Source organism: Mucilaginibacter sp. (genome assembly GCF_965225845.1).
GTDB lineage: Bacteria > Bacteroidota > Bacteroidia > Sphingobacteriales > Sphingobacteriaceae > Mucilaginibacter.
On record NZ_CBDDBL010000002.1, the window covers coordinates 1,795,950 to 1,816,810 of the forward strand.

Here is a 20,861-nt window from a genome sequence, read left to right on the forward strand (position 1 = left end):
AGTAAAAGTATCCTAATCTCTTTAATTTGTATCCAAAGCAAGGTTAACCAGCATGTAAATAGGCTTTTATTATCCGCTTAAAAACCCTATTTTTGCGCTTCAATGGAGCACATTCGTAATTTTTGTATCATAGCGCATATCGACCACGGTAAGAGTACACTTGCCGACAGGTTATTAGAATATACCAACACCATTACCCAACGTGAATCTCAAGCACAATTACTTGACGATATGGACCTGGAGCGTGAGCGTGGCATTACCATAAAAAGCCATGCCATCCAAATGGATTATATAATGGATGGGCAAAAATATACGCTCAACCTGATTGATACGCCCGGACACGTAGATTTTTCATACGAAGTATCCCGTTCTATCGCTGCCTGCGAAGGTGCTTTATTGATCGTAGATGCAGCACAGGGCATCCAGGCGCAAACCATATCCAACTTATATTTAGCTTTAGAAAACGACCTGGAAATCATCCCGGTTCTAAATAAAATGGACCTTCCCGGCGCTATGCCTGAAGAAGTTAAAGACCAGATCGTAGAATTAATTGGCTGTAAACGTGAAGACATTTTAGCGGCATCGGGAAAAACCGGCATGGGCGTGCATGAAATATTGCGTGCCATTGTTGATCGTGTCCCAGCCCCGGTTGGTGATCCAGCCGCGCCTTTACAGGCTTTGATATTTGACTCTGTTTTTAACTCATTCCGTGGCATTATTGCTTACTTTAAAGTGGTAAATGGCGAGATCCGCAAGGGTGAACGTGTAAAATTCGTAGCTACCGAGAAGCAATATTTTGCTGACGAGATCGGCACGCTAAAACTGAAACCATTTGCAAAAGATGTTATTAAAACCGGGGATGTGGGTTACATTATATCCGGGATTAAAGAAGCACGCGAAGTTAAGGTTGGTGATACCATTACAAGTGTTGAACGCCCTTGCGAAGTTGGCATACAGGGGTTTGAAGAGGTTAAACCAATGGTTTTTGCGGGCATTTACCCTGTTGATACCGAAGACTTTGAAGAGTTGCGCGAATCAATGGGTAAGCTGCAATTAAATGATGCCTCGCTGGTTTTTGAACCGGAATCATCAGCAGCTTTAGGCTTTGGTTTCCGTTGTGGTTTCCTGGGGATGCTGCACATGGAGATCATCCAGGAGCGATTGGAGCGTGAATTTAACATGACGGTTATTACCACCGTTCCCAACGTGTCTTACGTTGCGCATACTACCAAAGGTGATCCTATTATTGTAAATAACCCATCTGATCTTCCCGACCCGAGCCGTATTGATTTTGTGGAAGAGCCTTATATTAAAGCTACCATCATTACTAAATCTGAATTTGTTGGCCCGGTAATGTCGCTTTGTATCCAGAAACGCGGATTTATTAAAAACCAATCATACCTGACATCTGATCGTGTTGAGCTGATATTCGAAATGCCAATGGGCGAGATCGTATTTGATTTTTATGACAAGTTAAAAACCATTTCTAAAGGTTATGCTTCTTTTGATTACCACCAGATCGGTTACCGCCAGTCGGATTTAGTAAGGTTGGATATCCGTTTAAATGGTGAACCAGTGGATGCTTTGTCATCATTGATCTTCCGTGGTAACTCATACGATTTTGGTAAAAAAATCTGCGAAAAACTAAAAGAGCTTTTACCACGCCAGCAGTTTGAAATCGTTATACAGGCATCTATAGGTGCTAAAATTATTGCGCGTGAAACGGTAAAAGCAATGCGAAAAGACGTTACCGCCAAATGTTACGGTGGTGATATTTCGCGTAAACGTAAATTGTTAGAAAAACAAAAAGCAGGTAAAAAACGCATGCGCCAGGTTGGTAACGTAGAGATACCGCAATCGGCGTTTATGGCAGTTTTGAAGCTGGATTAATTTAGATATGAGATTTGAGACGTTAGACTTTCTCAAATCTCATGTCTCCTATCTATATTAAAATGCAATTACTCGACGGAAAATACGTATCAGAAAAACTAAAAGTTGAAATAGCTGAAGAAGCGGCTAATATATTAGCAGAAACAGGTCGTAAACCACACCTGGTAGCGGTATTGGTTGGCCATGACGGCGGCAGCGAAACTTATGTAGCCAGCAAGATAAAAAACTGCGAGGCTGTTGGTTTTAAGTCGACTTTGGTGCGATACGAAGGAGATGTTACCGAAGAAGAACTACTAAAAAAGGTTGAAGAATTAAATGCCGACGCAGATATCGACGGGATTATCGTTCAACTTCCCCTGCCTAAACACATCGATCCTGAAAAAGTAACCGAGCGTATTGACTACCGCAAGGATGTTGATGGTTTCCACCCGGTTAATTTGGGTCGTATGCAGCGTAATTCGCCATCTTTTATCCCGGCTACACCTTATGGTATTACGCTAATGTTGAAAGAATATGGTATCGAGACTGCTGGTAAACATTGCGTGGTGGTAGGCCGTAGTAATATCGTAGGTTCACCTATGAGTATTTTAATGGCGAGAAATTCAAATCCCGGCAATTGCACAGTTACACTTTGCCACAGCCGCACACCTTACATCAAAAATTTCACTTTAGAGGCAGATATTCTGATAGTTGCTATCGGTAAAAAGAATTTCATCACTTCGGACATGGTTAAAACCGGCGCGGTAATTATTGATGTTGGCATGAACCGCGAACTGTCAACGGTAACCAGATCCGGCTTTAAGCTTTATGGTGATGTTGACTTTGAGAATGTAGCGCCAAAAGCTTCATGGATAACTCCTGTTCCAGGCGGCGTTGGTTTGATGACCATCATCGGTTTATTAAAAAACACTTTAGCTTCAGCTAAAAAAGAGGTTTATAAATAATCAAATTCTACAATGACAAACATTGCTCTTGAGAATAATTACTTAACGTTGATCAATGTGTTTACTGTTGAACCTAAAAATCAACAGCAATTGGTTGATCTGTTGATCCTGGCAACCGACGGTACTATTACCAAAGTTGAAGGATTTATTTCCTCAAGTTTGCACAAAAGCCTCGACGGTACTAAAGTTACCATGTATTCTCAATGGAGAAGTATCGAGGATTATCAAAACATGCGAAATAATCCTGCCGCCTCTCCTTATTTAGAGCAGGCTTTAAAGATAGCAACCTTTGCGCCCGGCATGTACAACGTTGTTAAAACTTTTAATTCAGAGATTTAGGCCAACGTAACCCTCATTTAAAGGCCTGTTTTATTTTCTCCCAAAAGCCGGTTATGCCGATGTAAATATCATCGCCCCTAATTTCAACGGGATAGGTTTCTACATAATCATTCTGTCCTTCACTGCCACGCCCTGTATTTAAGTTGTAAGAGAACCGATGCACCGGGCAAACCAGTTTACCCTCTTTGCACCATCCTCTGCTCAAATCTTCGCCGGCATGCGGACAAGTGGCCGAAACTGCAAATAACTTGCCTTCATAACCTACCAAACAAATACTTTTATTGGCTGCGCTTACTTTTTTGATGAATGGCTGGTCTGTATTTTTAATCCCCGTTACCTTATACCAATTCATAAATCAAAAATCGATCTTCAGGTTCATTACCGATGGATTTTTAATTACTTCATCCATATTAGTTATAAGTGTCACATGCTTTTTGTCGGCGGAGACGATGGCTTTAGCGTTAGACACTTTTTTTACAGGCTTGGCAAAATTGAGCACAACTTTATAAGGCATATCAATCAGCATAGCTTTGGCCATTGCCAGTGTTGATCCGGTCTTTTTTAAAAAAGCATTAAATTTCACCTTATCAATTATGCGATAAAACTTATGCGGGGTAATGTCATAAGAGTAATAATCCTGCCCGGCAATTAATTCCTGCCCATCAAAGCCATTGGAAGCATTGCTCCCTTTTGTAACCGATTTAAGCTGTTTGCTGCTCATGGATATTTTGGAAATATGTTGCAGATAGTATTGCAGATCGGCGGTGTTTTTTGCAAGATGATTTATACTCACTTTCATGATGCTTTTCTGCAAATCCATTTTTACATTCAGTATACTGCTTTTAGCCATATTTATCTCATCAGGAGTCATCTTTAGTTGGGTACTATCCGGTAAAGCGCTGTAAAAATTAAGGGAAGTATCTTTTTTTAGGGAGAATTGTGGCGTTTCACGTACCGAATCCGACATCAGGTTCATTAACACCGATACGGCTTTGCTCATATCAAAAGTTGATACCACATTGCATGATCCATCAGCCTTGAAATCATAATTTTCTACAATATCCACACATGAGCTGAAGCATAGCATCACTAAAAAACCAATTAATATGCTGATTTTTTTCACGGGAGTAAATTTTAGTAATAATAACTATAATAATATATAAATAAAATATAAGCCACACTTAAACATATTAGATTATCATTAGAAAAACACGTTTGGTTTCAGCTTTATCATTCGGCTTAAAAAAAGTAACTTTGTAACTTATTATGGCGCACCAAATACCAGACGATGGCACATTGCTTCCTTTAATGGAAGAGTTTTACACGATACAGGGAGAAGGATATAATACCGGTAAAGCTGCTTATTTTATCCGCCTTGGCGGATGCGATGTAGGCTGCCATTGGTGCGACGTAAAGGAAAGCTGGGATGCAGAACTGCACGCGCTTACCGCTGCTGATGTAATTGTTAAAAACGCCATGCAACATCCGGCAAAAGCGGTGGTAATTACTGGTGGCGAGCCGTTGATCTATAATATGAATTACCTAACCGCCCGGTTACAGCAAAAAGGAATTAAAACTTTTATTGAAACTTCAGGTGCTTACCCGCTTTCTGGTACATGGGATTGGATCTGCCTTTCGCCTAAAAAATTTAAAGGCCCAACAATCAGCGTAGCCGAAAAAGCGCATGAGCTTAAGGTTATCATATTTAATAAATCGGATTTTGAATGGGCCGAGGAACATGCCAAACTGGTATCGCCGGATTGTAAGCTGTATCTGCAACCGGAATGGTCAAAATCTAAAGAAATGACCCCGCTTATAGTATCGTATGTGATGAATAACCCGCATTGGGAAATATCTTTACAAACACATAAATATTTAAATATCCCTTAATAAATGTAACTTAGAGTATAAAATATCGTATCAGCAGCGATGAAGGTTATACTTGTATCGTTAATACTAATTTTCCTATCAATTTTCTCTTTCGGACAGGGTCATTATACCACCACAAATGAACAGGCAATTAAGCACTACGCGCTTGCCGGCCAAAGTTTAGACTATCATGAGTTCGCAACAGCAGTAACAGAATTACAAAAAGCGATTGACGAGGATTCAAAATTTATAGAAGCGCACGAGCAATTGGCCGACGTTTATAACCTGTTGCACCAAAATCAATCAGCTGTTAAAGAATACCTTACTGTTATCAATTTAAGCCCCGATTTCATTCGCGGGGCATACTTAAAGGTAGGAACCATCGAGATTAGCTTAGCGCAGTATGAACAGGCGGAAATGCATTTGCAAAAGTATCTCACCTACCCTAATCTTACTGATCAAAATATTTATCTAACCAAAAAACTAATTAAAGATTGTGAGTTTAGTATTGATGCTATTAAACACCCGGTACCTTTCACTCCGGTTAATATGGGGCCGGAAATAAATACAGCCGATGATGAATACCTGCCTGAAGTTACTGCCGATGAAGGCACATTGATATTTACCCGCCAGATTAATCGTAATGAAGATTTTTACAAAAGCGTTAAGGTTGATGGCAAATGGCAAACTGCTACTTATTTAAGCAGAAATATTAACACACCAAATTATAATGAGGGCGCGCAATCCATATCGCAGGATGGAAAGTATTTGTTCTTTACAGGTTGTAACCGCCCGGATGGTTTGGGCAGATGCGACATCTATATCGCGAAACGAGTGGGTGATGACTGGGGGAAACCATATGATCTTAATCCGCCTGTAAATACACCGGGCTGGGAATCGCAACCGTCGATCAGTTCAGATGGCAGGACACTTTATTTTGTGAGTAACCGTAAAGGCGGCTATGGCGGTTATGATATTTGGAAATCAACCGTTAGCGATAAGGGATGGAGCGAACCGGAAAACCTTGGACCAAACATTAATACCTCATTTGATGAACAATCGCCATATATACATGCTGATGACAGCACATTATACTTTTGTTCTGATGGATGGCCAGGGCTTGGTGGCAAGGACCTATTCGTAAGCCGCTTAGGCAAAGATGGGAAATGGCAAAAACCAACTAACCTTGGTTACCCGATAAATTCCAGTGGTGATGAAAATGGCCTGAGTGTAAATGCAAACGGGCAATATGCTTACTTTGCATCTAATAAATTAAATGGCTACGGCGGATTTGATGTTTACACATTTGAATTACCGGCAACTGATCGCCCGCAGCATATAGTAACCTATGTTAAAGGTATTGTAACTGATATAAAAACAAAAGAACATTTAGAAGCAGCCGTTGAAATCATTGATCTTGAAAAGAACACATCAGTTTACCAGGATTACAGTTCTGCTGATGCCGGTGATTTTTTGGCTACACTAACCGCAGGTAAAAATTACGGATTAAATGTATCTAAAGATGGCTACCTGTTTTATTCGGCTAACTTCTCATTAATTGGCAGGGAAACTAAAGAACCTTTTATACTTAATATTGAACTTTCCCCTATCGAAATTGGTAATAAGGTAATTTTAAACAATATATTTTTTGATACCAATAAATACGATATTAAACCTGATTCAAAAGCTGAACTACAAAAGCTGATCGATTTTTTAACGCTTAACCCAACCATACATATCGAGATCTCGGGCCACACAGACAATGTGGGTAATACCCAATTAAACCAAGTGTTATCTGAAAACCGGGCAAAAGCAGTTTACCAATATTTGGTTACAAGCGGAATTAACCCTTCCAGGTTAGTATATAAAGGTTTTGGTGATACCCAACCTATTGTGCCTAATACAAGCGATGATAACCGCAGTAAAAACAGGCGGACTGAATTCAAAATCATCGCTAAATAACCGGATATATTGATTCAAATAGTTTAACCGCCTCTATATCTAACAGTTCGCATATCATTAGTAATCGACAGGCGGTCAATTTTATTTTGTTAGCTTCTATTTTGCTGTAAACATTTTGTGTAATACCTAATTTTTCTGCCATATAAAATTGCGAATAACCCATTGTTACTCGCTTATTTTTAATTACAGTTAAAATTCTATTGATCTCTTTTTCGTACATTGATTAATAATATTTAATCAATACCTACGAGAATGACGTTTAAAAGATTTTATAAATAATTATTTTATTTTCATATTAGTTAATTATTACTAATTTGTGACAAGTGATGATTCATGTGCCTAATATAATCACCAGCCAAAAACCTGACTGAATGCAGTTGTATATCCAGCTTCCCGGTATCACATGTCGCTTCAAGTCGGTCTTCGGGGTAATTAACCAATACCCTTATTATTTGGCGGTTCAATAATATCCACAAATCTAAAATTTCCTTAATATCGGTATGTTGGTAATGTGCTACTGAAACCCATTCATCCTGCGCATATATCAATTTAAAATTATCTTCATAAGTGCAGCGCACAAAACGCTGTAAATTCACCTGTGCGCTATCTATTAAATGACCAATGATCTCCTTTTTTGACCATTTGTTATCGCGGAGCTTAAAATCCCAGTCAATGATTTCCTGGTCTGTTTTCAAAAATTCGTCAATCGCTTCTGCCAGCTTTTGTATTACCTCTTCCATCGTATATTTCTTTAAAGTTTGATAATTTATATAAATTATCAAAAAACAATTATCTTCAAAGCTTTAATAGTGCATAAATGGCTCTGAACTACATCTGGGTATTCTTCTTTTTGATCGCATTTGGAATCGGGCTGGTTAAACTGATCTTTTTTGGCGATACCGAGATCTTTAAGCTGATGGCAGATGGAACTTTAGACTCAGCCAAATCCGCGGTAATGGATATTGCATTACCGCTGATAGGTATCATGTCATTATGGTTAGGGATCATGAAGATCGGCGAAAAAGCTGGCGCGGTTAATTTCTTATCAAGAATTGTAGGCCCATTTTTCAATAAACTATTTCCTGAAGTTCCTAAAGATCACCTCGCTGTTGGACAAATGATGCTCAACTTCTCTGCAAATTTATTAGGGCTTGATAATGCGGCAACCCCACTTGGCTTGAAAGCTATTAATAGCTTACAAGAATTAAATAAGGACGGCGATACGGCTTCTAATGCACAAATTATGTTCTTGGTTTTACATGCGTCGGGATTAACAATTTTACCTATAGCCATCATTGCACAACGCGCTATTTTTCATTCCAAAGACCCTACAGATATTTTTATACCTTGTATAATAGCAACCTATGCTGCAACTGTAGCAGGCTTGCTGGTAGTATCGTTCAAGCAAAAAATAAACCTTTTTGACAGGGTTATTATAAGCTGGCTTTTAGGCATAACAGCGTTTTTAGGCTTGTTGGTTTGGTATTTTAGCGAGTTTTTAAATAAAGCACAGATCAGTGCATTTTCAGGCGTATTTAGTAACCTGATTTATTTGGGTATACCGGTACTATTTATTTTAGGCGGGCTGAGGAAGAAAGTTAATATATTTGAAGCTTTTATTGAAGGCGCTAAAGAAGGCTTTGAAGTGTCAGTAAAAATAATGCCGTACCTGGTAGGTTTACTGGTAGCGGTAAGCCTGTTCAGGACAAGCGGTGCGTTAACTTATTTGGGCGAAGGCTTTGCGTGGATATTTAGTCATTTTAATATAGATACAAGATTTGTTACTGTATTGCCGATAGCAATTCTTCGTCCGCTTAGCGGATCTGGTGCAAGGGCATTAATGCTCGATAACTTAAAGGTATATGGCCCTGATAGTTTTATCGGTCACATGTCAAGCGTTTTATATGGCACAGCCGATACTACATTTTACATTGTAGCGCTTTATTTTGGCGCGGTAAACATTAAAAAAACACGTTATACTATACCTGCCATGCTTATTGCTGATTTTGCAGGAATTGTTACTGCAATTCTTATTTCCTACCTCTTTTTTGCTTAGTCCCCGGCGGAATTTTAATGATTATTTAACATAAAAAATTTAAGTATTCATTAAATTTTCGTAACAAGCGCTACAACTTTTACGTATAAAGGCATTGATAAATAAGCATATAATATTTTTTATGTGCTGTGCTGTTTTTATTCGGGGTGTTGGGTTTAACAAGCTATTGAAGCCGTGTAAGTGGATGAGTAAGATTATTGCAAAAAGTTTATTTTTCTTTATACCCCTGTTGTTTACGTTTTCATCCGTAATTGCTCAAACAATTACTATTGGAAGCGTTGATCCGGGACCATATGGTATTGGCTCTACAGTAGCTGTCCCTTTTTATGTAAACGATGCTTCAGGATGCGTTGCACAGGATAACATTTATAGTTTATACTTGTGCAATGCATCAGGCACGCCGCTTTCCGCAACTCCCGTTGATACCATTAAAAACTTTTATGGTACATTTTTTAACTATAGCGTACCAGCAAGCCTCGCTCCGGGGACTTATACTTTCCTGATCAAATCATCCGACCCTGGTGTTACCAGCAATTTATCCAACACGTTTACAGTTTCCGCTACTACCGGTGGAACTGCCGCGGCAAGTTGTATCTCATCCTTAATTGGTAACCCGAAATATCCAAATGTTTACGGCACCTGTAGCGGAGCGAATAATATTCAGTATACATTTACCAATGCTTCGTCCAACGGTTCAACAACCACTGCAACATTTTTTAATCAGGCAACTCAATCAGCCGAAGCATCTAATATAAATCTTGCACCTTCCTACAATTTTATAGCTAAAGCAGCAAATTATACGGTAAATGTAAGATCTGTAAATGCAAATAATATTGTTAGTACATTTGACTATCAATTAATTAATAATACCGTAAATGTTAATTTAGGTGCTACTGGTAATCCTTCCGTTTGTTTAGTAAATGGCCAGGCGCCGCTTACTTACAATGTTGATATTTCGTCAGCAACGGGTATACAAAATAACTATCCGGGTACATTATACACATTTTCCTGGGGCGATGGTACGCCAAATACCAGTTACACCTTATGCCAAATACTGGCACTTAACGGCCAAATAACACATAATTTTACAAAATCATCATGCGGAGTTACCGCAAATAACAAAGCCAACTCATTTGAGGTAGATTGTCAGGCCACAAATTTATATTGCGGCGATGTAGGCTCGGCGCCCAGTAATTATGCACGTGTATTTCAGGAACCCTTAAATAGCTTTACAGGCCCTGTAGTAGCATGTAGCGGCAGTCCTACAACGTTTACAAACAACTCGCAACCCGGCCCTAACCCTAATGCAACTACAAGCAGTTGTACTGAAAATCCGAATGCGTTATATACATGGTACGTTGATGGTGTTCAGGTTGCTGCAAATTATCATATTGGCGACAATTTTATAACTACGCTACCTGAAGGGTCGCACATGATCACTTTGCATCTGCAAAATCCGGGAACTGCATGTAATCCTACTGATTTCTCTCAGTCTATTTGTGTGCAGAATCCTCCACAGCCTAGTTTTACGCTGTCGCAAAAATCATTATGTATAGGGAACGGGCCAGTCAACCCTACCAATACTTCAATTATTGACTCTACATGCAATAAGCAGAACACATTTAAATGGACTGTTACTCCATCAACAGGTGTAACTTATAACGCTTCAGCTGCTCAACCCGCTATTACATTTACCAAACCGGGGATTTATACCGTTGGGATGTCTGTCACCTCGTTAAGCTGCGGAACTGTTGCTGCCCCTTCTGTTGATACAATTGTAGTTAATAGTAGCCCTGCTGCTACTTTATCTGCCGATTTTTCGGTATGTGGTAATGATCAGACCTTAAGCTTCGATTCTGTTACTACAAGGCCAACTTATACTATTTTAACAGGCACCCCGGTTACGCAACCCACAACCTATACCTGGACTGTTACCGGCGGAGGATTTAGTTATGCCCCGGGGTACACATTACATAGCAAGTATCCGCATATCACTTTTACCGATTACAGTGCCTATACCGTTTCAGTTACCGAGCAAAATAGTTGCGGATCTGTTACTTCAAACACACAAACCATAACATTTGAGCAATCGCCAACGGTTGTTGCAGGTAACGATACGACAATTTGTGCAAACACAACTGTGCCTTTACAAGGTAAAATAACCGGCCCGGGCGTAATGAGCTATAAATGGGTGGGCGGGAACGGAACTTTTTCTCCTAATGCAACCTCATTAAATGCCATTTACACACCTACTGCGGCCGAAATAAGCGCAGGCCACGTTACATTAACATTACAGGTAACAACAAGCATTGCCGCACCATGTAACATAGTTAACAGCAGCATAATAGTCACCATAACACCCACCGGCAATATTAATACCAGCCTGGCAAAAACAATTTGCAGCAACAGCAGGGTAAACTACCAAATAACTGCAAACAATCCTTCAAGTACTTTTACCTGGACCGCAAAGTTAATCTCGGGTTCAGCAACCGGGTTCACTGCGTCGGGTACTACAAGCCTTATAACAGATTCTTTAATCAACACAGACCCTGCGAATACAACTAACGCGGTTATTGCATATACCATTACACCTTACAGCAGCAATGGGTGCGTTGGCATAGCATCAACCTTAAATGTAACAGTGGTTCCACTTCCTTTAATTACCGCGGCACCAACCAGTCCTTTAATTTGTAGCAGCCAGCCGGCTAATATCAGTTTATCATCCAAACAAAGTAAAATAACTTACACCTGGAAGAGTGCGGCCGCTGCAAGTATCACGGGTAACAGCAATCAGGCTACCCCGGTTAATGTATCATCTATTAGTGATATCCTGATTAATAACTCACCATCACCTGCTAAAGTAACTTACACTATAGTACCTGTAAATGCAAATGGTTGTTATGGCCCGCCGATAACAGCAGTAATAAATGTGGAACCATTACCGGTTACAGCCTATGCCGGGCCTGACACCACTTTATGTAACACCGGTTCATTTACACTAAAAGGTAATTCAGCCGGTTTTGGCAGTGGAAAATGGACAGTAGTAACCGGTGCCGGTGTAACTTTTAATAATGATACCATCCCAAATGCTACCGTAAACGGACTTGTGGGAGGTAATACTTACCAGTTTGAATGGACTATTACAGCAGCACCGGGATGCCAATCGCAAAGTATTGTTACTGTAACCGTAAATAAAGCAACTAATGGTGGCATAACAAGTTCCACGGGGCCTGCAACACTTTGTGCAAACGGTAATAGCGGGCAAATTACTTTATCAGGCCAAATTGGTAAAATTTTGCATTGGCAACAATCTATTGATAATGGCGCTACCTGGCAAAACATATTGCCGCTTGATACTACAACTTCATTCTTATATAAAAATTTAACTCAAACTACGCAATACCAGGTAATTGTTCAAAATGGGAATTGCGGGATTTCCTCATCAACAGTTACTACAATTACTGTTAACCAGCCCGCACCTACAGCTAACGCCGGCAGAGATACTTCACTGTGCAATGCTACAAGTTACCAACTAAATGGAAATAACCCCGGCACATTTCCGGGTGTTTGGGAACAAAACTCGGGGCCTGCTGTAAACTTTGCTGATTCAACAAATTACCAAACCATTATAAGTAATTTACAAGGTGGCAATATTTATACTTTTACCTGGATAATAAAAGCAGCGTTGCCATGCTCAAACAGCCAGGCACAGGTTAATATCACTAATAATGCTGATGTTATTGCAAAATTTAAAGCAAGTACAACCAGTACCTGTGGCACACAAACAATTACATTTACTAACCTTTCTAACAACCAGTCAGGCGCGTCATTTTTATGGAATTTTGGGGATGGTTCTACCTCTACTGCTATTAACCCGCAGCACCAGTTTAAAGAAACCGCTAATGGCGATGATACAAGCTATGTAGTATCGCTAAGCGTAGTAAATAATTGTAACCCCCATCCACCAATTTACGACACTATCACAGTTAAGTCTGACCGTGTTATTGCTACTATCTTACCTCAACAAACTGTTGGTTGTGCGCCATTTACTATAACAGTGCAAAACACTTCTCCCGGGAATAATCTATCTTATAGATTTTATCTATACTTTAACACCACATTAATACAGGAAATTGATAAGACAGATAAAAGCGCTGTAACTTTTAATCCGATCACCACTAATTCGCCAACAAAATACACATTATATATGGTGGCCACGGGTGAGTGCGGGGCAACTGATACCAGTAATATCATTCCAATACAGGTTTCGCCGCCATCAGTTACACCGCAGATGTATGTGTTAAACGGCGTAGGTTCAGGTTGCGCACCTTTAAGTGTCGATTTGGTAAATAACTCAAGTGGTGGCAGCTCATTTCATTATAATATTTATGATAGTAATGGTAATTTAATAGCACAACCCGTAGCCGGCACAGCTAACTTGCCATATATTTTCACCACTGCGGGGTCTTACACAGTAAGCATTACCGCATCAAACAGTTGTTCGCCTCAAGGAATAGAATCGGCAAAAATACCAATCACTGTTTATCCTGTTCCTACGCCTTCATATACATTTAGTACAGATTGCAGCGGATTAACTTCTTTTGCAAATACTACAGTTCCAAATGGTTCCACTCCTGCAGGTTCATTATCCTATACCTGGAACTTTGGTGATGGGTCAAACCCGGAATATACCTTTAATCCGCAGCCCCATAAATACGATTATAAAAATTCACCATTCACAGTAACTTTAACGGCTACAAACACAGCGTCGGGCTGCGTGGATTCCACCACACAGGTTATAACGGTAAATGCTCCTGTTGTGGCTCAATTCACAGAAAAACCTGATAGCGTAACCAAAATACCTGATTATCATTTTTCATTTATCGATGAAACTACAGGTTCGCCTGTATCATGGAATTGGACATTGGGCGATGGTTCTTCGTCTACATCGCAAAACCCTGAACATTCCTATGCTGATACAGGTTACTACCTGGTTACACTTGTAACCACAAATAAAAATGGTTGTTCAAGCACAGTAAGCCATACAGTAAGGGTAACAGGTATCCCTGGACAATTATTTTTACCAAACGCGTTTATGCCAACCGGGCGGGTAGCTGACCTGCAAATATTTATGGCAAAAGGTTCGGGCATAAAAACATGGGTGCTACAAATATATAATCATTACGGGCAATTGCTTTGGGAAACAACCAAGCTGGATAGTAAAGGAGTGCCGGTTGAGGGCTGGGATGGCACCTTTAGAGGAGTATTAATGCCACAAGGCGCATATCTATGGCAGGCATCGGCAACGTTTATAAATGGTTCACAATGGACTGGAATGTCGTACAACGGCTCGCTTCCTAAACGAACCGGGACAGTAAATTTAATACGATAATGAAGTTCGGCAAAAGTATTATATTTTTCACTGTAATGATACTGGCAGTGTTAAACGGCTTTAGCCAGGATCATCTTTACTCGCAGTTTTTTAACGCTCCGGTTTATTTAAACCCCGCGCTAAACGGGCAATTTGAAGGTGATTTTAGGGCGAATTTTATTTACCGCACCCAATATACGACATCAGGCAGTCCATCAACCTACTTCACAGCTTCTATGGATTATAATATACCGCAATTTGGTGGTGGAATAGGTATTATATTTAACCGCAGCAGCGAAGGAAATGATTTTTTAAATACCAATAACATAGCGGGTATATATTCATACAGTGTTGGCAATGATGATTATATACTATCATTTGGTTTGCAGGCGGGTATCAGTAACCAAAGTATTGATTACAGTAAATTGGTATTCGATGATCAGATAAATCCGACAATTGGGATTATCCCCGGCACATCTTCATCGGCAGACGCGTTAGCATTTAACAACAAATATTATTTTGATACGGGCGCGGGAATTAACCTGGTAGTAGGAAATTTTATGGCTGGCGCGGCATTCCAACATCTTAACGGACCAAATGATTCCTTTACAGGTACCCCTGTAAAATTACCATTACGTAGTACTGCCTATGTAACTTATCGATTAGATTTAAATAGCAGTGACAATATGGATGAAGATGATAAGTCTTACGTTATTCCATCGGTGGTTTTTTATAAACAGGCACAATCCCAATCAACCTCTGCCGGGGTTGAATATAAACACCGCAGCGTAAGCGCGGGTTTATGGTATCGTTCCGGCGGGCAGAGCGGGCCAAGCGCTGTGGTAGTGTCGTTAATTTTTGATTTATTTGTTAATAAGGAAACACGGGAGAAGTTTAGATTAGGAGTTAGTCATGATGCACCTGTTTCGGGTATAAACTATGGCGGCACAAGCGGCAGTAGCGAAGGCAGTATAAATTATCAAACTATAAATCCAAACAGGGCAGATGCAGCGCCAAAATTTGAAGGTGCTACGCATTGTTATGAATTTTATTAAATTTGTTGACCGAAACTATTGACCGTTAAGTAAATGGAAGATAAAAATTACCTTGTACAAAAGAAAAAGAAAAAAAAATCGGCATTAAAAGCCGTTTGGGTGATCCTATTACTTGCAGTAATATTTATTGTTGTGGTTGCCAAGTTCGCATTATCAGGCGGTGATGATGTGACTGCTATATTTAGCGGCATGCCATCCAGCGATGATGTGTATGCGGTGTCTAAACAATTCGTTTTACCTACTTTAAAGGGAAGTGGAGCTAAATTTTCTGACGATGGATACCAGTTTGGCAAAAAACAAGATTCAGTTTTTGTGATACGCTCAGTTGTTGAAACAACACTTAACTCCGGAGATATGCAAAAAACAAATTATGAGATCATGCTGCGCTATAAAGGCGGTGCAGCAAATAATCAAAACAGTTACGAGTTGCTAAACCTTAACGAAGAATAATGATAAAAAAATAGACCGAAAGTTAAACTTCCGGTCTGCTATCAATCACTCTAAACAACCACCTCTAACCTAAAGTAGTACTTATAGTATCTTAAATAAGATTTGTAAACCTATTTGAAACCTCTGTATTAAGACGCTCAAAAATACCAAATTATTACAGGCCCATCCTGTTTCAACAGGTTTTTTACGTATAATTGACAGTTGTTAATTTCTTAGGCAAGTTCAAATAATTCTACACCAGCTCCAACAACCAATGCATCTTCAATACCACCTATGATCGGGTCGAATATCTTAGTTCTTTCTACCACAGTTTTCCTTGCGATAAAACTTAGATAGGTTGCCGCTGCAGCCGAAGCAGCGCCGAGTAATGTACCAACCAAAACATTATTTCCGGTAGATTTATAAATACTTGCACCTGCTAAAGCACCCGACAGGCATCTAAAAGCAAAACCAACTGGCTTTATACGGTTTGGTGTTGATGGCAACTTATCCATAATCACTTCGCTTACAGTTAAAAGCGTAAGCGTATTGGCTACAGCTTTTGATTGCATAAAACTAAGCGCCGTATGTTCAAGATTTTTTGACTGGTGATGGCTTAAAATCTGGCTGGTAATTGCCGGTGCTGATGATGTACGCATCCCGGCAAGCGCGCCTATTCCTAACACCTGCCAAAATGGGTGTGATATTTTTTTTATTTTCATTTAAGTTATATTTATAAATTTCTTTTTTTCATCAATATCATCTATGGCTTCTTGATTTCAGGTTTAGGTAATTGATCTAATAATAAATTAGGTGCAATAATCATTCCCCAATTATATGGTACATAAATTGTATAATCAATCGTCAAACTACCAAATAAGATGAAAATACACCAAAACAATGCCCTTGGCGAACTGGGCAGCGCAATAGGAAAAGGACTACTTGCCGGCTTAGCTGCAACAGCCGCGATAACCATATCGCAAATGATAGAAATGAAGATCACCAAGCGCCAGCCAAGTGATGCGCCGGTTAAAGTTGCCGAAGAAACTGTTGGCCTTGAACCTGCAAAAGGCGAAAAAGAAAAATTGTCGCAGGAATTACATTGGGCTTACGGTACAACCTGGGGTATTGCCAGGGGATTGATATCGCTTACCGGTTTAAAGGGATGGCAGGCAACTGCAGTGCATTTTGCAGCTATCTGGGGTTCATCAATGATTATATTGCCTGCATTTAATGCTGCGCCATCAGTAACCGAAGAAGAACCAAAAGCCATTGCAATTGATGCTTTGCATCATGCCGTTTACGCTACAACAGCAGGCTTGGCTTACGATGCGCTTGATGCCGGCAGCAGGCACGAAAAGCGTTTTAATAAGTTGGAAAAATTACTCGACCTTAAAAAGCTCATCGAAAAAATCAAAAAATAAGCGCATATAAAAAGAGCCACTTTGACAAATCAAAGTGGCTTTTAAATTATACAGTGTATATTAATTATACTGCTTTAAGCTCATTTGGTTCCTTGCCTTTTTCACGCCACTTTCTTAAATTTTCTTTCATATTATACCTGATCAAGTACATACAAGGAACTATAATTAATGTAATTAAAGTTGCGAAACCTAAACCAAATATCATGGTCCATGACAATGGGCCCCAGAATGCTACGTTATCACCACCAAAGTAAATATGTGGTTTACCAGCTGTAAATAAGCCGGCGAAATCAATATTAAAGCCTACCGCCAATGGTATTAAACCCAATATGGCTGCGCTGGCCGTAAGCAATACAGGTGTCATACGAGTCCTGGCTGCTTCAACTACCGCATCGTGGATAGTTGCACCCTGCTCCAACAACATATCAGAGAACTCAACCAGTAATATACCATTACGTACAACCACACCTGCTAAAGCAATAATACCTACACCCGACATTACAATAGAAAACGTCATATGGAAAAGGCTTAATCCTAAAAATACACCGATGATACTAAAAAATATCTCGCTCAAAATGATTAATGTTTTGCCTATAGAGTTAAATAAAGCCATTAAGATAACCAATATCAATCCAAAAGAGATCAACATCGCTGTGCCCAGGAAGCTGCCTGTTTCTGCCTGATCTTCCTGCGAACCGCCCATCCTGATAGATACATTTTCTGGTAATTTAAAGTTTTTGATCGCCTGTGCTATCTGCGCGTTTACATCTGCAGGCGTGTTAGGTTTAATAACGTTTGACCCCAATGTAACTACACGCCTTTGTTGCTTACGCTTAATGTTTGCATAAGTATTGGTATAGCGGACATCAGTAAATGCCGAGATCGGTACCTGGCGTATTGCTCCACCTGTCGCAAGATCACGATAGGTAATTTTTAAATTTTTCAAGGCGTCGATATCATTCCGCTGATCCTCAGCTGCACGTACATCTATCTCATAATTATCTTCCGTGGTATTACGGTAATCAGAAGCTTTTATGCCATAAATAGACGCGGCTAAGGCCTGGTTGATCTGACTTGTTGTGATACCTTCACGGTTTGCCCTCTCCCTGTCAACATCAAATACAATCTCTGGTTTATCGCTCTGTACATCGGGCACCAAATTCTCAATACCCGCAATGCCTTGCTGGTTAATAAACTTTTTAAGTCGATTAGCTGTGTTTACCAGTGTATCCAGGTTATCGCCCGCTATTTCCAAACTGATATCTTTTTGAACCGGCGGCCCACTCGCCTCCTGTGCTACAGCTATCTGTGCCCCCGGAACACCCTGCACCGATGAACGGATCTTATCTAATATTTTCTTGGTGTCCTTGCCGTTTCGTTTGCCATATTCAACAAAGGCTACGGTGATTTTACCTTTATTATAGTAAGTACCCTGATCTTCATCACTTGGGTCGGTTACCCCTACTGATACATTTGATATGATAGAAGATACAATATCTTTATCAGGTTCAACAACCTGCGCAACCTTCTTTTCCAATTGTCCTACTACCTGGTTGGTGTAGGATTGGGCCGTACCAATTGGCATGGTTACATATACATACACGAAGTTAGGATCCGATGATGGGAACAACTCCACATCAAGCTTACTGGCTATTGAAAAACCAATAGTAAAGAAGAATAATACCACCATACCACCTAAAACCCACCATGGGTTATGCACAGCCCGCTCCAGCCATTTGGCATACCAGGTTTGGAAACGCGGCCAAACATTCTTCTGGAAACTGTCTATCACCTTTAGTAAAACAAAGTGGTTGAAAAGGTATAATACAATAATCAACACAAGAAAATTTCCTATGCCTATACTAGCTTTACCAGCAGCTGCCAGCAGATAGAAAAAACCTGCAATACCAGCCATTATCAATGTTGTACGGGTAGTTTTACGGTCGAAACGTTGATTATCGTGTTCACCTTCATGGTGTGCCTTCATGAAATCAACCGCGAAAACCGGGTTCATGATATAGGCTACAACCAACGATGCCAGTAAGGTAATGATCAGCGTTATCGGAAGGAAGAACATGAAACTACCAATTAAGCTATGCCAGAATGCAAGCGGGATAAATGGTGCAAGTGTAGTCATGGTGCCAGAGAAAACCGGCATAAACACCTCGCCTGCGGCTATTTTTGCAGCTTTAGTGATCGGCACTTTACCATTAGCGAAAATACGATGCGTATTCTCGATTACCACAATAGCATCATCCACCACAATACCTAAAGCAAGCAGGAACGAGAACAATACGATCATATTCAGCGTAAAGCCTATCACCGGCATTACTAAAAAAGCAATGAAACACGATAGCGGAACCGAGAGCGCCACGAAGATGGCGTTGGTACTGCCCATGAAGAACATCAGGATGACGGTCACCAATATAAAACCAATAATAATTGTATTGATCAGGTCATTTAATGTTGTACGGGTTTTGTCCGATTGGTCACCGGTAACCGTAATATTTAATCCTCTTGGAAAAATAGTGCTTTCCTTTTGTTTGATCAGCGCATTGATTTGATCCGAAGCTTCGATCAGGTTTTCACCTGTTCTTTTACTTACGTTCAGCGTAATTACGTTTTTAAAATCAGGACTGTTCGGAGTTTTTAAACGAGCGTAACTTTCCTGGTCCTGGAAACCATCTTTCACCTGTGCAATATCGCTCAGGTAAACGGCCTTACCAGTCGGGTTCCTGATCACCATTGCCGCTACTTCTGCAGCATTCTTAAAGTCCTCTTTTATATCAACAGTTCTCTGCTCACCCGATGAAGTAATGGTACCAGCGGTTGAAAGAATATTCTCGTTGCCAATTGCCTGGATAATATCACCATAGCTTATCTGTGCAGCCGCCATTTTATTCATATCTACGTTGATCTGAATATTTGGCTTCAACGCACCGATCTCGTCCACCTTGGATATTTGCTTCATCCCCTCGATATCATCCTTCAGGTTATCCGCATATTCCTTTAGTTTTTTAAGATCATAATCGCCAGATATATTCACATATAAAATAGGCTGGTCTGCCACATCAATATCTGATATATCTGACTCCTTTAAGTTGGCGTCATTTTGTGGCAGATCCTGCTTTGCTTTATCTACCGCATCCTTAACATCAGTTTTGGCATCACGTATCTTAACATCGGTATTAAACTCGGTTGTAATTACCGAAACGTTTTGCTGTGTGTTTGACGTTACCTTCTTTAGTCCTTTAAGCGATTTTAACTGCTTCTCCAGCTGACGGGTAACCAGCATTTCGATATTTTGGGGTGACTGCCCTAAATAAGTCGTAGTGATATAAACTTTAGGGATGGTAATATCCGGAAAGTTTTCTTTAGGCAAACTATTATAGGTTGAAAAACCCAATACCGTAAGCAAAAATATCAGTACGTATACCGCCCGTTTATTATCGATGGCCCAGCTTGAGGGGCCGAATTCTTTTTCCTGGTCTTTCATTTTGTTGAAATCAGTGATTTAGATTA

The 20,861-nt window shown here is 40.0% G+C and carries 16 protein-coding genes; 10 read left to right on the forward strand and 6 right to left on the reverse strand.

Annotation, left to right across the window (positions count from 1 at the left end):
* The first annotated feature begins 102 nt into the window (after positions 1–102).
* The 3 genes from lepA to ACYZ0U_RS11990 all read left to right on the forward strand — a co-directional run bounded on the left by lepA (position 103) and on the right by ACYZ0U_RS11990 (position 3,173).
* On the forward strand, positions 103–1,890 hold the full coding sequence (gene lepA, locus ACYZ0U_RS11980) for a translation elongation factor 4 (protein ID WP_461452518.1): 1,788 nt from the start codon (positions 103–105) through the stop codon (positions 1,888–1,890).
* Positions 1,891–1,952: 62 nt separating this feature from the next.
* Positions 1,953–2,834 (forward strand): bifunctional 5,10-methylenetetrahydrofolate dehydrogenase/5,10-methenyltetrahydrofolate cyclohydrolase, encoded by an 882-nt coding sequence (locus tag ACYZ0U_RS11985; RefSeq protein ID WP_461452519.1) that lies wholly within the window; start codon positions 1,953–1,955, stop codon positions 2,832–2,834.
* Between the two features lie 12 nt (positions 2,835–2,846).
* The gene (locus ACYZ0U_RS11990; RefSeq protein ID WP_461452521.1) at positions 2,847–3,173 is read left to right on the forward strand and encodes an antibiotic biosynthesis monooxygenase family protein; all 327 of its coding nucleotides are present in this window, start codon (positions 2,847–2,849) and stop codon (positions 3,171–3,173) included.
* 13 nt (positions 3,174–3,186) lie between these two features.
* Here ACYZ0U_RS11990 and ACYZ0U_RS11995 read toward each other — a convergent pair whose 3' ends face one another.
* Together ACYZ0U_RS11995 and ACYZ0U_RS12000 are read right to left on the reverse strand one after the other, a co-directional pair.
* Positions 3,187–3,525, reverse strand: coding sequence for a Rieske (2Fe-2S) protein (locus ACYZ0U_RS11995; protein ID WP_461452523.1), 339 nt, complete (start codon positions 3,523–3,525; stop codon positions 3,187–3,189).
* A gap of 3 nt (positions 3,526–3,528) precedes the next feature.
* Positions 3,529–4,296: a hypothetical protein gene (locus ACYZ0U_RS12000; protein ID WP_461452525.1), complete on the reverse strand. Its 768-nt coding sequence runs from the start codon at positions 4,294–4,296 to the stop codon at positions 3,529–3,531.
* A gap of 143 nt (positions 4,297–4,439) precedes the next feature.
* Here ACYZ0U_RS12000 and ACYZ0U_RS12005 point away from each other — a divergent pair, with 143 nt between their 5' ends.
* Both ACYZ0U_RS12005 and ACYZ0U_RS12010 read left to right on the forward strand, forming a co-directional pair.
* A complete protein-coding gene (locus ACYZ0U_RS12005) occupies positions 4,440–5,063 on the forward strand; it encodes a 7-carboxy-7-deazaguanine synthase QueE (protein ID WP_461452527.1) in 624 nt (207 codons plus the stop codon).
* A gap of 39 nt (positions 5,064–5,102) precedes the next feature.
* Positions 5,103–7,004: an OmpA family protein gene (locus ACYZ0U_RS12010; RefSeq protein ID WP_461452529.1), complete on the forward strand. Its 1,902-nt coding sequence runs from the start codon at positions 5,103–5,105 to the stop codon at positions 7,002–7,004.
* On the opposite strand, the gene ACYZ0U_RS12015 is transcribed toward ACYZ0U_RS12010, so the two are convergent.
* Complete coding sequence (locus ACYZ0U_RS12015) at positions 6,997–7,224, reverse strand: helix-turn-helix domain-containing protein (RefSeq protein ID WP_461452531.1); 228 nt, start codon at positions 7,222–7,224, stop codon at positions 6,997–6,999. The genes ACYZ0U_RS12010 and ACYZ0U_RS12015 overlap by 8 nt on opposite strands.
* A gap of 79 nt (positions 7,225–7,303) precedes the next feature.
* Positions 7,304–7,744, reverse strand: a complete 441-nt coding sequence (locus ACYZ0U_RS12020) for a DinB family protein (protein ID WP_461452533.1) — start codon at positions 7,742–7,744, stop codon at positions 7,304–7,306.
* Positions 7,745–7,821: 77 nt separating this feature from the next.
* Between ACYZ0U_RS12020 and ACYZ0U_RS12025 the strand changes: the two genes are divergently transcribed.
* From ACYZ0U_RS12025 to ACYZ0U_RS12040, 4 genes are all read left to right on the forward strand, one after another.
* Positions 7,822–9,060 carry a nucleoside recognition domain-containing protein gene (locus tag ACYZ0U_RS12025; protein WP_461452534.1) on the forward strand — a complete coding sequence of 413 codons (1,239 nt, stop codon included), beginning with the start codon at positions 7,822–7,824 and terminating at the stop codon, positions 9,058–9,060.
* Between the two features lie 184 nt (positions 9,061–9,244).
* Complete coding sequence (locus ACYZ0U_RS12030; RefSeq protein ID WP_461452536.1) at positions 9,245–14,452, forward strand: PKD domain-containing protein; 5,208 nt, start codon at positions 9,245–9,247, stop codon at positions 14,450–14,452.
* Positions 14,452–15,486, forward strand: coding sequence for a PorP/SprF family type IX secretion system membrane protein (locus ACYZ0U_RS12035; protein ID WP_461452538.1), 1,035 nt, complete (start codon positions 14,452–14,454; stop codon positions 15,484–15,486). The genes ACYZ0U_RS12030 and ACYZ0U_RS12035 overlap by 1 nt, the downstream gene beginning before the upstream one ends.
* Positions 15,487–15,519: 33 nt before the next feature.
* On the forward strand, positions 15,520–15,936 hold the full coding sequence (locus ACYZ0U_RS12040) for a hypothetical protein (protein ID WP_461452539.1): 417 nt from the start codon (positions 15,520–15,522) through the stop codon (positions 15,934–15,936).
* A gap of 212 nt (positions 15,937–16,148) precedes the next feature.
* Here ACYZ0U_RS12040 and ACYZ0U_RS12045 read toward each other — a convergent pair whose 3' ends face one another.
* The gene (locus tag ACYZ0U_RS12045; protein ID WP_461452541.1) at positions 16,149–16,637 is read right to left on the reverse strand and encodes a DUF4126 family protein; all 489 of its coding nucleotides are present in this window, start codon (positions 16,635–16,637) and stop codon (positions 16,149–16,151) included.
* Positions 16,638–16,796: 159 nt separating this feature from the next.
* Here ACYZ0U_RS12045 and ACYZ0U_RS12050 point away from each other — a divergent pair, with 159 nt between their 5' ends.
* Positions 16,797–17,339 (forward strand): hypothetical protein, encoded by a 543-nt coding sequence (locus tag ACYZ0U_RS12050; protein WP_461452543.1) that lies wholly within the window; start codon positions 16,797–16,799, stop codon positions 17,337–17,339.
* A gap of 64 nt (positions 17,340–17,403) precedes the next feature.
* Here the strand turns inward: ACYZ0U_RS12050 and ACYZ0U_RS12055 are convergent, their stop codons facing one another.
* Positions 17,404–20,835 carry an efflux RND transporter permease subunit gene (locus tag ACYZ0U_RS12055; protein WP_461452544.1) on the reverse strand — a complete coding sequence of 1,144 codons (3,432 nt, stop codon included), beginning with the start codon at positions 20,833–20,835 and terminating at the stop codon, positions 17,404–17,406.
* Positions 20,836–20,861: the final 26 nt, after the last annotated feature.